This is a genomic window from Nitrospirillum amazonense (assembly GCF_007828035.1).
Taxonomy (GTDB): Bacteria; Pseudomonadota; Alphaproteobacteria; order Azospirillales; family Azospirillaceae; genus Nitrospirillum; species Nitrospirillum amazonense.
In genome coordinates, this window is the sequence record NZ_VITV01000007.1 from 354,960 (window position 1) to 369,317 (window position 14,358).

Below are 14,358 nucleotides of genomic sequence, written 5' to 3' on the forward strand. Positions count from 1 at the left end.
GGCGCCCGTTTTCACATAGGAAGCGAGGAAGCGAACATGGCGCGCGCCGACGGAAAAATGGGCCTTAACGACCGGGTGGCCGCGCTGGTGGCCGCCTGCTGCCGGCGCTGGCAGCTGACCTTGCTGGCCGGCCTGGTGCTGGGGGCGGCAGCCGCCTTCCATGTCGCCACCCACTTCGCCATCGACACCGACGCCGTGAAGCTGCTGTCGCCGCAGCTGATCTGGCGCCAGCGCGAGATCGCCTTCGACAAGCTGTACCCCCAGAAGGTGCAGCAGACCGCCATTGTCGTGGACGGGGTGACGCCGGAACTGGCGGAGCGCGCCACCCGCATGCTGGCCGACGCCCTGCGCAAGCGCACCGACGTGGTGCGCAACGTCTTCCGCCCCGATGGCGGCCCCTATTTCGACCGCGAAGGCCTGATGCTGCTGCCCACGGAAGAGGTGCAGTCCACCATGCAGTCGCTGATCCAGGCGCAGCCGCTGCTGGGGCCGCTGGCGGCCGACCCCTCGGCGCGCGGCCTGTTGGACACGCTGGGCACCTATCTTCAGGGCGTCAGCTACGGCCAAGCCAGGCTGGAAGATCTTCAGCGCCCCTTCGACGCGCTGTCGGGCACGCTGGAGGCGGCGACCCAGGGCAAGATGGTGCCCCTGAACTGGCGCGGCCTGGTATCCGGCCAGCCGCCCAACCCCATGGAACTGCGCCGCTTCATCCTGGTGCAGCCGGTGCTGGACTTCAACGACCTGCAGCCGGGCGCCATGGCGTCCGACGCCATCCGCGCCACCGCCAAGGATTTGGGCCTGACGCCCGAAAATGGCATCCGCGTCCGCCTAACGGGCGAGGTGCCCATGGCGGACGAGGAGTTCGGCACCCTGGGCGAAGGGGCGGCCTTCAACGGCAGCCTGACGGGCATTGCCGTGCTGGTGCTGCTGTGGCTGGCCGTGAAGTCCTTCCGCATGGTGGGCGCCATCCTGCTGACCGTGGTCATTGGCCTGGCCGCCACGGCCGCCTTCGGCCTGATCGCCACCGGCCCCTTCAACCTGCTGTCCATCGCCTTCACCGTGCTGTTCGTGGGCCTGGGCGTGGACTTCGGCATCCAGTTCTCCGTCCGCTATCGCGCCGATCGGCTGGCCCATGACGACCTGGCCGAGGCCCTGACCGCCGCGGGCCGCGGCGTCGGCCGGGGCCTGACCATCGCGGCGGCGGCCACCGCCGCCGGCTTCCTGGCCTTCCTGCCCACCGACTACCGCGGCGTGTCGCAGCTGGGCATCATCGCCGGCGTGGGCATGGGTGTCGCCTTCCTGCTGTCCGTCACCTTCCTGCCGGCCCTGCTAATGCTGCTGCGGCCGAAAGGGGAACAGGTGGAGGTGGGATACAAGGCGCTGGCGCCCCTGGACCGCCTGGTGCTGACCCGCCGCCGCTGGGTGCTGGGCGCCGCCGCCGTGCTGGCCGTGGCCTGTGCCGCCCTGCTGCCGCGCCTGTCCTTCGACTTCAACCCGCTGAACCTGCGCAGCCCCAAGACGGAGGCGGTGTCGGTGGTGCTGGAGCTGATGAAGGACCCCCTGTTCACGCCCAACACCATCGACGTGCTGGCCAATTCGGAGGATGAGGCGCGGGCCCTGGCCGACAAGCTGTCCAAGCTGCCGGAGGTGGCGCAGGCCATCACCCTGGACGACTACATCCCCACCGACCAGGACGCCAAGATGGCGGCCATCTCCGACGCCGCGTCGCTGATCGGCCCCAGCCTGGCGCCCACCGACGTGCGCCCCGCCCCCAGCATCGAGGATGTGCGCCAGTCCATGACCGGCATCGTCGCCGCCCTGGACAAGCTGAACCCCGACGCCGCCAGCCCGGCCAGCACCTCCGCCCTGCGGTTCAAGAAAGCGCTGGAGGGGGCCCTGGCCGCTCCGGCGGAAAAGGTGGTGCCCCTGTTCCAGAAGGCGGTGGAACCTGGGCTTCAGACCATGCTGGCCCAGGTGAACGACAGCCTGCAGGCCACGCCCGTGACTTTCAAGGACCTGCCGGAGGATCTGAAGCGCGACTGGGTGGCGGCGGACGGGCACGCCCGCATCTCCGTCTTCCCCAAAGGCGACAGCAACGACAACCGGGTGCTGAAGCGCTTCGTGACGGCGGTGCGGACCATCGCCCCCGATGCCACCGGCACGCCCATCAGCATCCAGGAAAGCAGCGCCACCATCATCCACGCCTTCCTTCAGGCGGGCATACTGGCGGTGATCCTGGTGACCATCCTGCTGGCGGTCACCCTGCGCAATGTGGGCGACGTGCTGAAGACCCTGGCGCCCCTGGCGCTGGCGTCGCTGCTGACCCTGGCCGCCGCCATCCTGGCGGGCAAGCCCATCAATTTCGCCAACATCATCGCCCTGCCCTTGCTGTTCGGCATCGGCACGGCCTTCAACATCTATTACGTCATGGCCTGGCGGCAGGGTCAGACCAACCCGCTGACCTCCAGCCTGACGCGCGCCACCATCCTGTCGGCCCTGACCACCGGCACCGCCTTCGGCAGCCTGTGGACCAGCCACCACCCCGGCACCGCCAGCATGGGCGAGCTGCTGGTGTTCTCGCTGGCCAGCATCCTGGCCACGGCGCTGCTGTTCCTGCCGGCCCTGCTGGGGCCGCCCAAGACGCTGCCGGAATAATTTAAGCGGAATTTACGGCGGCGGTGTCGGGCATCACCCAGCCTGGCCGTCCTTGGGGCAAAGGCGCATAGTCGGTTCGCGCCTTTCCCCAGAAAAAGGACGAGGACATGCCCAACATCAACCCCTTCCTGTGGTTCGACACCCAGGCGGAAGACGCGGCCCGCTTCTACGTCAGCATCTTCCCCAATTCGCGCATCACCACCATCAGCCATTACGGCGAGGCGGGCCCCCGCCCCGCCGGCCTGGTCATGACCGTGGCGTTCGAGCTGGACGGCAAGCCCTTCATCGCCCTGAACGGCGGCCCCCACTGGAAAATCAACGAGGCCATCTCTTTCGTCATCGACTGCGCCGATCAGGCGGAGGTCGACCGCTATTGGGAGGCGCTGACCGCCGATGGTGGCAAAGCCCACGCCTGCGGCTGGCTGACGGACAAGTTCGGCGTCACCTGGCAAGTCGTGCCGTCCGGTTTCATCGAGCTGGTCACCAGCCCCGACCCGGTGACGGCGGCCCGCGCCATGGCCGCCATGCAGCAGATGATCAAGCTGGACATCGGCGCTCTGCGCCGGGCTGTCGAGGGCTGAGCCTAAAGCGAAGGGGCGGCCCTGGTGGACCGCCCCGGCGCCCGGTGGCTTGACGCTTTTCTCAGAAAAGGTGCCGGAACAGCCAGAACAGGCCGCCAGCCAGGACGATGGAGGCCGGCAGCGTCAGTACCCAGGCCATGGCCATGTTGCGCACCGTCGACCACTGCAGCCCCGAACCGTTGGCCGCCATGGTGCCGGCCACGCCGGACGACAGCACGTGGGTGGTGCTGACCGGCAGGCCGAAGGCATCGGCGGCGCCGATGGTGGCCATGGCCACCAGCTCGGCCGAGGCGCCCTGGCCGTAGGTCAGGTGTTCCTTGCCGATCTTCTCGCCCACCGTCACCACGATGCGCTTCCAGCCCACCATGGTGCCCAGGCCGAGCGCGATGGCCACGCCCACCTTCACCCAGGTGGGGATGAAGCGGGTGGCGTGGTCGTAGCGGCCCAGCAGCTCCTTCAGCACCGGTTGGTCCGCGGCATCGATGGCCGGCGCGCCCGACTTCTGAATGATGCGCAGGGCCTCGGCCGACAGATAGATGTCGTTGCGAACGTTGCGCACCTTTTCCTGTGGCACCTGATCGACCGAGCCATAGGCGCGGATCTGGTCGGCGATGCTGGCCGTCAGGTCGTGGATGCCGCCCATGGTGCCGTCGGTCACCTGGCGGGTGCGGACGAAGTCCTCAACCGCGGCACGGGGATCGGCCGGGGTTTCCTTGACATAGTGGCTCAGCACCTCGCTGGCGCGGTCGAAGGTGGCGATGTAGGCCGGCGTGTCATGGATGGTGACGGCACGGTTCAGGGCATAGGCGGTGGGCACCGTGCCGATCAGGATCAGCATGATCAGGCCCATGCCCTTCTGCCCGTCGTTGGAGCCGTGGGCGAAGCTGACGCCGGAGCAGGTGAGCACCAGCAGGCCGCGGATCCAGGACGGCGGGGCCTTGTTGCCCTCGGGCGCCGTGAACAGCTTCTTGTCCTTGATCAGCGTGCGCATGATGACCAGCAGGGCGGCGGAGCAGAGGAAGCCCACCAGCGGCGACAGGATCAGCGACCAGCCGATCTTGGTGGCCTGGCCCCAGTCGACGCCGCTGGTGGCGGTGCCGGAGGTGGCCATCAGCTGGTTCATCAGGCCGACGCCGATGATCGACCCGATCAGGGTGTGGGAGCTGGAGGACGGCAGGCCCAGGTACCAGGTGCCCAGGTTCCAGATGATGGCCGCGATCAGCAGCGAGAACACCATGGCGAAGCCGGCGTCGCTGCCCACCTGCAGGATCAGCTCGACCGGCAGCAGCGAGACGATGCCGAAGGCGACGGCGCCGGTGGAGAACAGCACGCCGGCGAAGTTGCACAGGCCTGACCACACCACCGCCACGTTGGCCGGCAGGGAGTGGGTGTAGATCACCGTGGCCACGGCGTTGGCCGTGTCGTGGAAGCCGTTCACGAATTCGAAGCCCAAGGCGATCAGCAGCGCCACGCCCAGCAGCACGAAGGGCAGGACGGAGCGGGTATCGACCCCGCTGAGGTCACTGATCAGGTTGACCGCCATGTAGCCCAGGCCCACGGCCATCAGGGCCAGGAACAGCAGGGTCCCGTAGCGCGCGGCCGGGCCGCCGGAGGTTGCGACGGGGGAATTCACGGCTTCCGTATGCGCCATGGCGCCAGTCCTTCTTGAAAAAGCAGGTCGGGCACCCTAAGGCGCGAGTCATGACAACTTTATGTCGCAGGACCCACCATTTGGTTAATAAACGGCCGTTTCACCTTAACCATAAAGGTGTGGGTCTGCTGCCAGGACGCGCTAAACATCTTCTTAATCAATTAGTTACCAACCGGAAGCCATGAAAATCCTTTAATCGTTTTGCGCGTCCAAAAGGCGGCGGAGATCAAGCAGATCGCGAATATGAAAGCGCGCCCGGCCATCCCAGGCAACGCCGGGACGGAGACTCTGGACCGTGGGCATGCCCAGGCTGTTGCCGGCAGCGATTTCCGACTCTGGATTGTCGCCCACCACCAGGGCCTGGGCCGCCGGCACGCCGGACTGGTCCAACAGCATCCGGAACAGCGCGGCTTTGCCGGGGTGCCCCGTCTCATCAATGGCGTCGATGTGGACGCCCTTCATGTGGCGGGCGAGACCCAGCGCCCGCACCTTGCTCTCCTGCAAGCGGCGAAAGCCGGACGTGACGAGGTAAAGCGGCAGGCCCAACTCGGCCAACAAGGGCAGGTCGCCGTAGTCGGCCATGGCGCCCGTCACCTCCAGCCCCGCCGTCGCCGCCCAGGCGGCCTGGTGCATGGCGGGGCTGAAGCCGTGTGTCCGGCTGACCCAATCCAGAGGATGGCGCCAGATGTCGGCGAAGGCGGCATCCAGGGCGTCCGGGGCCAGGGTGCCGCCGTTGGCCGCCGTGATGGCGTCGAACACCGGTCGCATGAGCCCCACGCCGATGCCATCGGCCGGGGCCAGGCAGTTATCCAGGTCGAAGATGATGGTCCAGATCATACGGCGACGCTCCCCTGCCGGCGCGGCGGCGAACCGGGTCAGAACAGGTGGCGGAACAGCCAGAACAGGCCGCCGGCCAGGATGATGGAGGCCGGCAGCGTCAGCACCCAGGCCGTGGCCATGTTGCGCACCGTGGACCATTGCAGGCCGGAGCCATTGGCCGCCATGGTGCCGGCCACGCCGGACGACAGCACATGAGTGGTGCTGACCGGCAAGCCGAAGACGTCGGCGGCGCCGATGGTCCCCATGGCCACCAGCTGGGCGGAGGCGCCCTGGCCATAGGTCAGGTGTTCCTTGCCGATCTTCTCACCCACGGTCACCACGGTGCGTTTCCAGCCGACCATGGTACCCAGGCCCAGGGCGATGGCCACACCCACCTTCACCCAAGTGGGAATGTAGCGGGTGGCGTGATCGTAGCGGCCCAGCAAGTCCTTCATCACCGCGCGGTCGTCATCGTCAAGCAGGGGGAAGCCCTGCTTCTGCAGGCGGCGCAGCGCTTCGGCCGACAGGTACATGTCGTTGCGCATCTGGCCCTGCGCCACGCCGGACAGGGCGCCGGAAAATCGCAGCTGGTCGGCGATGCTGGCCGTCAACTCATGCAGCCCGCCCAGGGTGGCGCTGGTCAGGGCGCCGCTGCGGACGTAATCCTCCACCACCGCGCGGGGGTCGGTCGGCATGCGCTGGGCATGACGGCCCAGCACATCGCCGGCCCGGTCGAAGGTGGCGACATAGGCGGCCGTGTCCGCGGCGGTGATGCCCCGGTTCAGGCCATAGGCGGCCGGCATGGTGCCGATCAGGATGAGCATGATCAGGCCCATGCCTTTCTGCCCGTCATTGGAACCATGGGCGAAACTGACGCCGGAGCAGGTGAGCACCAGCAGGGCGCGTATCCAGGCGGGCGGCGGCCTCCGGCCCTTGGGCGCCTGGAACAGCGCCTTGTCCTTGATCAGGCCCCGCATCAGCATCAGCAGCGCCGCGGCGCAGACGAAGCCCACGATGGGGGAGATCAGCAGCGTCTGAATGATCTTCAGGGCTTGGCCCCAGTCCACGCCGCTGGCCGCGGCGCCGGGGGCGGCCATCAGCTGGTTCATGAGGCCGACGCCGATGATGGACCCGATCAGGGTGTGGGAGCTGGAGGACGGCAAGCCAAGGGCCCAGGTGCCCAGGTTCCACAGCACAGCGGAAATCAGCAGGGCGAAGACCATGGCGAAGCCGGCCTCGCTGCCCACTCGCAGGATCAGCTCCACCGGCAGCAGCGAGACGATGCCATAGGCCACGGCCCCGGTGGACAGCAGCACGCCGGCGAAGTTGCACAGGCCCGACAGCACCACGGCGGCATGCGCTGGCAGGGAATGGGTGTAGATCACCGTGGCCACGGCGTTGGCCGTATCGTGGAAACCATTCACGAATTCGAAGCCCAAGGCGATCAGCAGCGCCACGCCCAGTAGCACGAAAGGCAGGGCGGACGCCGTACCCATCCCGCGCAGGTCGGCCGCCACATTGACCGCCACATAGCCCAAACCCAGGGCCAGCACCGCCAGCAGCGCCACCGTCCCCAGCCGTGCCGCCAACCCGCCGGATACAGCGGGCAGGGGCGTCAGGGGGGATTCGTCCAGTGACGGCTGGAGGGCCTCAAGGTGCGCCATGGTTTCAGGCTCCGGTGCGTTAGCCGTTGGCAGCGCGCAACGGCGCCGGAAGATGGCTTAAGACGGGGCGCGTGGCCTTGATCGTGATCATCACGCCGCCTTGACCTTGCGGATGGTCGTCCAGGCGACCAGGCCCGGCAGGAAGACCACCAGGTCGCGCAGGCGGCGGGCGGCCGCCAGGGCCAGCGCGGCGGGCGCGTCCAGGCCCAGCGCGCCGCCCAGCAGCAGGAAGGCGCCCTCCTGCACCCCCAGGGCGCCGGGCACGACGAAGGCGGCGCTGCTGACGGCCTGGATCAGGCCCTCGATCACCAGCGCCTCGACCGGGCCCATGGGATGGCCCAGCGCCCACAGCGCCAGCCAGATCTCACCCGCCCCCAGGGCCCAGCCCAACAGCTGCCACAGGAAGCAGCCGGTGATGGCGCCGGTGCGGCGGTACATGGCCTTGGACGCGCGATCGATGCGGGCGCTGTGCGCCATGATGCCGGCCAGCCGCCCGGACGCCGCCTTGTCCAACAGTCCGGTGACCTTGGCAAACAGGCCGGCGCGCTGCACCAGGATGAACAGCGCCACCAGCGGCACCATGGCCAAAAGCCCCAGGGTCACCTGGCCGGCGATGCCCACGGGGCCCTTCAGCGCCACCAGCAGGCCCACCGCCAGCAGGGAGAAGCCCAGTTGGCTGAGGATAGAAATGGCCATGTCCACCACCAGGCTGGCGGCGGCGGGCGCGACGCGCACCCCATCCAGGCGCAGGATGCGGAAGGATACGATCTCCCCCCCGATGCGCGCCACGGGCAGCAGGCCGTTGACCGACTCGCGGATCCAGACATTGCGGGCCATGGCACCCAGCGAGGGGCGCGTGGCCCCGGGCAGCAGCACCTGCCAGGCGCGGGCGTTGGCCACCATGGGCACGGCATGGAACAGGCCCGCCGCCACCAGGCCCACGCCGGCCGTCTTCAGCAGGGCCCAGAGGGCGCTGGTGTCCTCGCGGGCGACCAGCACCACGGCCAGGACCAGCCCCAGCAGGGCGAACAGGCGGGCTGCCTTTTCCATCGGGTGCGGGCCTATTCCAGGGTGATGGGCAGATCGCGGAAGCCGCCGCGGGGAAAGGCGGCGGCCAGGGCGTTGACCTCGGGATCCAGCAAGGCGGCCAACTCATCGCGGTAACGATAACCGGGGGCGCCACCCGGCACGTCGTCGCTGACGGCGGGGTGCAGGTAGATTTCCGTGACGCCGGCCGGCAGGCGGGCCAAGGCGCCGCGCAGCTTCTCCGCCGTGACGGCACCGGTCCAGGCCAGGCCCAGCACCTGGTCCGGGGCGGCCAAGCCGGCGCGGCGCACCTTGGCGCGCAGCAGCTTGGCCCAGGGGCCGGTAATGTGGTGCAGACCCAGGTCGGCCTGGGGCGTCACCGCCCGGATGACGTCGGCGGGTTCCACCGGCACCCGCATGGCGCGGGCCCCGTGGCGCCGCGCCGCGTCCAGCAGGATGCGGCCGACGGTGGGATGCAGGTGATAGTGCTTGTGGGCGTTGACATGGTCCAGCGGCAGCCGGGTGGTACGGAAGGCCTGGAATTGCGCCTCCACCTCGGCTGCGACCTGGGCCGCGACCTTGGACCGGAAGAAGATGGACGCCCCGACCTTGGCCAGGTCGTTGCGGAACAGGCCGTCGGGCCCCACCAGGTCGGGAATCCGTTCAGGCGGCAGGAAGGGCTTGCCGTCCACCAGCACGACATGCAGGCCCACGGCCAGGCTGGGCTGGGCATGGGCCAGCGCCACCGCCGCGTCGGCGGCGGCCCCCGCCACCATCAGGCTGGCGGCGGTCAGGATGCCATTGAGGTGAGCGTCGATGACGGCGGCATTGACGGCGGCCGACAGGCCGAAGTCATCCGCCGTAACGATCAGGCGCCGCCCCGATCCCCCATTTCTGGGGGTCGCGGCGGCGCCCGGCGTGGATACGGACATGGGAACGTGTGTCCTGAACCCGAGGTGATAAGCACCGCATTGATCCTTTGTGATTTCTCGCCAAGGATCAATGCCGGCGGCGACTGCCGCCGCGCCGCTGCTGCGGCGTAAGCCAAGCCGGCGGAGCCGGCGCCCGGCGCTTGAGGGCCGGCGTCAGGCGGCGTTGCGGCGTTCGCGCAGGAACTGCCAGAACTCCACACCCTCGCGCAGGCGGCGCTTCATCATATCCCGGTCACGGACCATCTCGCCGACGATGGAGGCGATCTTGCCGCTGCGGAAGTAGAACTTCTTGTAGAAGGTCTCGACCGAGCCGAAGATCTCGGAGTGGCTCAGGTGGTCGTAATGCAGCGGGGCGATCTGCACGCCGTGCTCGTCCACCAGCTCGGCGTTCGCGTCGTCCAGCCAGCCATTCTCGATGGCCTGCTGGTACAGGAAGGTGCCGGGGTACGGGGCGGCCAGCGAAACCTGGATGGTGTGCGGGTTGATCTTCGCCGCCCACTTGATGGTTTCCTGGATGGTTTCCTTCGTCTCACCGGGCAGGCCCAGGATGAAGGTGCCGTGGATCTGGATCCCCAGCTCATGGCAGTCCTTGGTGAACTTCTCAGCCACCTCGACGCGCATGCCCTTCTTGATGTTGTGCAGGATCTGCTGATTGCCGGACTCGTAGCCGACCAGCAGCAGGCGCAGGCCGTTGTCGCGCAGCACCTTCAGCGTCTCACGCGGCACGTTGGCCTTGGCGTTGCACGACCAGGTGATGCCCAGCTTGCCCAGTTCCTTGGCGATGGCCTCGGCGCGCGGCAGGTTGTCGGTGAAGGTGTCGTCGTCGAAGAAGAATTCCTTCACCTGGGGGAAGTTCTTCTGCGCCCACGCGATCTCTTCCACCACATGACCGACGCTGCGGGTGCGGTAGCGGTGACCGCCCACGGTCTGCGGCCACAGGCAGAAGGTGCAGCGCGACTTGCAGCCGCGGCCCGTGTAAATGCTGAGGTAGGGGGCCTTCAGGTAACCGATGAAGTAGTTCTCGATCACCAGGTCGCGCTTGTAGACCGGCGACACCCACGGCAGAGCGTCCATGTTCTCGAGGATCTCGCGGTCCTCGTTATGGACGATCACGCCCTCGGAATTGCGGAAGGACAGGCCCTTGATGTCCGACCACTTCTTGCCATCGGCCACGTCCTTGATGGTGAAGTCGAATTCGTTGCGGGCGACGAAGTCGACGATGGGGGCCTGGGCCAAGCTCTTGTCCGCCTCGACCGCCACCTTAGCGCCAATCAGGCCGGCCTTCAGGTTGGGGTTGACGGCCTTCAGCGCCTCGATCGTCGCCACGTCCGACTTGAACGACGGGGTGGAGGTGTGCAGCACCACCATGTCGAAGTCTTTGATCTGGGCCGTGATTTCGGACAGCTTGGTCTTGTGCGGCGGGGCGTCGATCAGCTTGCTGTTCTCGATCAGCGCCGCCGGCTGGGCCAGCCACGTCGGATACCAGAAAGACTTGATCTCGCGGCGCGCCTGGTAGCGCGAACCGGCGCCGCCGTCAAAACCGTCGAAAGAAGGCGCCTGAAGAAATAGCGTCCGCATCATGACCCACCATTTTCGCCGACCGGCACCATTGTGCCGTCGGATTTGACCGAAAAGCGCTGTCCGCGCCAACTCACACGTCGAATGCCAAAGCTGGCAACGAACACCAAAAATGACAAGACGTCTCTGATCAATCCAGGCCATCGCGGCCGGGACCGTGTGATCCGTGCATCAATCGTCACCTGAAGCACGAGACGGGCGGCGACCGCAAGCCCCAGCAGCAGCAGGGACCACGCATGCCAGCCCGCGAAAATTGCGCCGATGAGCGCCAAGGGCACCGGATGGGTGACAATGGAGCCGGCGTAGCCCCCGGGGTCCAGGCCCCGGATGGTGCGGGCCCAGCGCAACTCATGAGTCAGCACGGCGCCCAGGTTGGACTCGGGTGACAGGTGCCCCACCACAAACGGCGGCACCGCCACGGCCAGCCCCAGCGCGCGCACCGCCATGCCCATGGCATGGTCGTCCGCCAGGATGTCACGGAACGCGGCGAAGCCGCCGATGCGCGCCAGCGTCTCATCCGTCAGGGCGATGGTGGAGCCGAAACACGGCTTGGCCAGCCCCAGGCGCAGCCCGACCAGCACGTTGGGCAGGAAATGGTGATCCACGGCGCGGGCCGCCTGGTCCTGCCAGAAGCAACCGGCATCCACCGGATCACCCCGGTAAAGACAGGTGACCAGGCCCACGCCCGGGCGCGACAGCGCGCTCACCACCTGCGCCAGGTAATCGGGACCCACGGCGATGTCGCTGTCGGCCAGCACCAGCACCTCATGCCGGGCGATCGCCATCATGTTGATGACGTTGGAAATCTTGGCATTGGCGCCATGGCGGGTAGTGTCGACCACCAGGTCCAGGCGCACCGGGCCGCCTGCCGCCTCAAGCTCGGCGATCAGGTCCGTCACGATGGCGATGGCGGGGTCGTCATGGGCCTGGACACCGCACACCACCTGCACCGGCCCCGCGTATTCCTGAGTGGTCAGCGCCCGAAGGCGGGCCGCCAGCCCCGGCTCCGCCCCGTGCAGGGGCCGCAACACCGTCACCGCCGGGGCGGCCTCGCCTAATCTTTCCCCATCCCCGCCTTCCGCATCCGTGCGCGTCGCGAAGAAGCGCCGGGCGCTGTCCGCCGCCGCCAGGGTATAGAGCGTACCGACCGCGGACATCGCCCCAAACCCCCAGCCCAGGGTGTCGGTCAACAGGGCGCCCAGGGCGTCGGTGGACGAGAACGGCATGCCGTGCGGAACTCTCAAATAGAAGCGGACCGGCGACCCGGTCCGATGATGTCTCTGTGCCCGTGGTCTTAACGTAAGCGCGCCGCACACGCCAGCGAACGTCACCGCGGCGCGGGTTACCGCTGCATTGCGATACACCGAACGCGAATGCGCATCCTGTGACGGCGGACATAGCCCCTACCGTCACACGCGTTATTGCCTTTGCCGATCATCCATCGACCGGCATATTGCGTTGCACGCTCCGATATTACACTTCGGGAGTGCATTTCCAATCATGGTGGTCGACACCATCCTTTGTTATCCAAAGTGTCGCACCCTGGCGTCGCAGCCCAACCGGGCAGGCGGCGCGGTCCCCGGTTCCGCATCCCGCAGGAAAGTATGGCCAGCATGATCAGACAGTCCCGCGCGGCCCTGGCCGCCTGCCTCCTGATGGGCTTCATGCTCGCCGGCTGCGCCGCGCCGCCCAATGGCGGCCGTGACGAGCTGGGCGTGGTGGAGCCCTGGGATCCGATGGAGAACGTGAACCGGGTCACCTTCGACGCCAACATGTGGCTGAACGACAACGCCATCGGCCCGGCCGCCCAGGCCTATCGCTGGGCAGTGCCGGAGTATGTGCAGCTGCGCCTGCGCCACGGAATCGAGAACCTGGGTGAGCCGCTGATCTTCGGCAACGATCTGGCCCAGGCGCGCATCAAGGCGGCCTTCACCACCTTCTGGCGATTCGTCTTCAACAGCACCATCGGCCTGGCGGGCATGTACGACGTGGCGACGGACATGGGGCTGACGCGGCAGACGGGCGACTTCGGCCAGACCCTCTATGCCTGGGGCGTGCGGCAGAGTCCTTATTTCGTGCTGCCCCTGCTCGGGCCGTCCACCGTGCGTGATGGCGTGGGCGTGGGCGTGGAGTTGTGGGCCGACCCCACCGGCCGCTTGTTCGACCACGCCGACGGCGGCGACGCCAACTACGCCATAGGCGTGGTGGGTGGCCTGGACAAGGCCCGCAACCTGGAAACCCTGGATGAGTTGCGCAAGGGCACCATCGACTTCTACGCCCTGCTGCGCAGCGTGTGGCTGCAGAACCGGCAGGCCGCGCTGGATGAGTCCATCGGCGTGACCACCAACAACATGCCGGCGATTCCTTAACGATGCCCTCAGGCGGCGGGCGGGCCCATCCGGGCCCTTGCCTTCCTCGGCTCGCGCCCTGCGGTGCTCGCTCCGGCGGACGCGGTCGCGTCCTGCTGGTTCCTAAACGATGCCCTCAGGCGGCGGGCGGGCCCATCCGGGCCCTTGCCATCCCCGGTTCCCAGCCTGCGGTGCTTGGCATACAGCGGCGGTCGCGTCCGAACGGCATGAGCGCCCGGCGGGGAAAGTCGGACTTATAAGCAAGAAAAAGGCCCGGCCTCCCCCATGGAAGACCGGGCCCGATTCCTGACGGCGTCGTGAGAGGCTCAGGCGCCGGCCAGCAGTTTTTCCGCCTGCTGCTGCAACCCCTGGATCAGGGCGTCGGCGCCGCCTTGCTGGACGGCGGCGGAGAACTCCGAGCGCCGGGTGGCCAGCTGGCTGATGGTGCCATTGAGATAAACATCGACGATGCGCGTCTGGTCGCCCTGGCCGCGCATCAGGTAGTTCAGCGGTACCGGCGGCTGGCCATTAGGGGTCAGCTTGGTTTCGACGATCTTGTCGGCCCCGCGCGTCTGGGGCGTGGGATCGACGTCGAAGACCTCGCCATTGAAACCGTCGAACTGGTTGGCGTAGGTCGCCACCGTCACCTTGGTGAAGGCGTCGATGGCGCCCTTCTGCTGGTCCGGCGTGAACTTCTCCCACGCAGGGCCAACGGCCAGGCGGGTCATGGTCGCCAAGTCGAACGTCGACTTGATCACCGGGTCCAGCTTTTCCGCGCGGCCCTTCACGCCCAGCTGCTTCGCCTGCTTCATGCAGCTCAGCAGCGTGTCGTAGAAGCCCTTGACCTTGGCCACCGCCGGATCGGCGGCTTCCGCCGTCGCAGCGGCCTGCTGGGCCAGGGCCGGCAGCGCCGTGCCGGTCATGGCCAGGGCCACGAAGGCCGCGGCGATGGCTTTACCCTTGAACGCGGTGACCTTGGTCGTCATGCGGTCCTCACCTGAGCGTTGGCCCCCAGCGCCTTGAGCACGGTATCGACGATGCCGGTGGCGTTGAGGCCGGCCTCGTCATACTGCTTGGCCGGGTTGTCGTGTTCCTGATAGCGGT

11 protein-coding genes are annotated in these 14,358 nt (G+C 67.8%); 3 read left to right on the plus strand and 8 right to left on the minus strand.

The window, feature by feature from the left end; genetic code table 11:
* Window positions 1-36 precede the first annotated feature (36 nt).
* Together FBZ87_RS20465 and FBZ87_RS20470 are read left to right on the plus strand one after the other, a co-directional pair.
* On the plus strand, window positions 37-2,655 hold the full coding sequence (locus FBZ87_RS20465; RefSeq protein ID WP_211107026.1) for an MMPL family transporter: 2,619 nt from the start codon (window positions 37-39) through the stop codon (window positions 2,653-2,655).
* Between the two features lie 107 nt (window positions 2,656-2,762).
* On the plus strand, window positions 2,763-3,236 hold the full coding sequence (locus tag FBZ87_RS20470) for a VOC family protein (protein WP_145612419.1): 474 nt from the start codon (window positions 2,763-2,765) through the stop codon (window positions 3,234-3,236).
* 61 nt (window positions 3,237-3,297) lie between these two features.
* Here FBZ87_RS20470 and FBZ87_RS20475 read toward each other — a convergent pair whose 3' ends face one another.
* The 7 genes from FBZ87_RS20475 to hpnI all read right to left on the minus strand — a co-directional run bounded on the left by FBZ87_RS20475 (window position 3,298) and on the right by hpnI (window position 12,132).
* The gene (locus tag FBZ87_RS20475) at window positions 3,298-4,887 is read right to left on the minus strand and encodes an inorganic phosphate transporter (RefSeq protein ID WP_186454871.1); all 1,590 of its coding nucleotides are present in this window, start codon (window positions 4,885-4,887) and stop codon (window positions 3,298-3,300) included.
* A 192-nt stretch (window positions 4,888-5,079) separates the two neighbouring features.
* Window positions 5,080-5,724, minus strand: coding sequence for an HAD family hydrolase (locus tag FBZ87_RS20480; RefSeq protein ID WP_145612420.1), 645 nt, complete (start codon window positions 5,722-5,724; stop codon window positions 5,080-5,082).
* Between the two features lie 38 nt (window positions 5,725-5,762).
* Window positions 5,763-7,370 carry an inorganic phosphate transporter gene (locus tag FBZ87_RS20485; RefSeq protein WP_145612421.1) on the minus strand — a complete coding sequence of 536 codons (1,608 nt, stop codon included), beginning with the start codon at window positions 7,368-7,370 and terminating at the stop codon, window positions 5,763-5,765.
* Between the two features lie 90 nt (window positions 7,371-7,460).
* Window positions 7,461-8,420: a lysylphosphatidylglycerol synthase domain-containing protein gene (locus tag FBZ87_RS20490; RefSeq protein ID WP_145612422.1), complete on the minus strand. Its 960-nt coding sequence runs from the start codon at window positions 8,418-8,420 to the stop codon at window positions 7,461-7,463.
* An 11-nt stretch (window positions 8,421-8,431) separates the two neighbouring features.
* The gene (hpnK, locus tag FBZ87_RS20495) at window positions 8,432-9,328 is read right to left on the minus strand and encodes a hopanoid biosynthesis-associated protein HpnK (RefSeq protein ID WP_145612423.1); all 897 of its coding nucleotides are present in this window, start codon (window positions 9,326-9,328) and stop codon (window positions 8,432-8,434) included.
* 153 nt (window positions 9,329-9,481) lie between these two features.
* Entirely contained in the window at window positions 9,482-10,909 is a 1,428-nt protein-coding gene (hpnJ, locus tag FBZ87_RS20500; RefSeq protein WP_211107027.1) for a hopanoid biosynthesis associated radical SAM protein HpnJ, read from the minus strand.
* The gene (gene hpnI, locus FBZ87_RS20505; protein WP_145612424.1) at window positions 10,906-12,132 is read right to left on the minus strand and encodes a bacteriohopanetetrol glucosamine biosynthesis glycosyltransferase HpnI; all 1,227 of its coding nucleotides are present in this window, start codon (window positions 12,130-12,132) and stop codon (window positions 10,906-10,908) included. Before hpnI ends, hpnJ begins: the two co-directional genes overlap by 4 nt.
* A gap of 387 nt (window positions 12,133-12,519) precedes the next feature.
* Between hpnI and FBZ87_RS20510 the strand changes: the two genes are divergently transcribed.
* Entirely contained in the window at window positions 12,520-13,275 is a 756-nt protein-coding gene (locus tag FBZ87_RS20510; RefSeq protein WP_186454872.1) for an MlaA family lipoprotein, read from the plus strand.
* Window positions 13,276-13,580: 305 nt separating this feature from the next.
* On the opposite strand, the gene FBZ87_RS20515 is transcribed toward FBZ87_RS20510, so the two are convergent.
* Window positions 13,581-14,240: an ABC transporter substrate-binding protein gene (locus FBZ87_RS20515; RefSeq protein WP_145612426.1), complete on the minus strand. Its 660-nt coding sequence runs from the start codon at window positions 14,238-14,240 to the stop codon at window positions 13,581-13,583.
* Window positions 14,241-14,358: the final 118 nt, after the last annotated feature.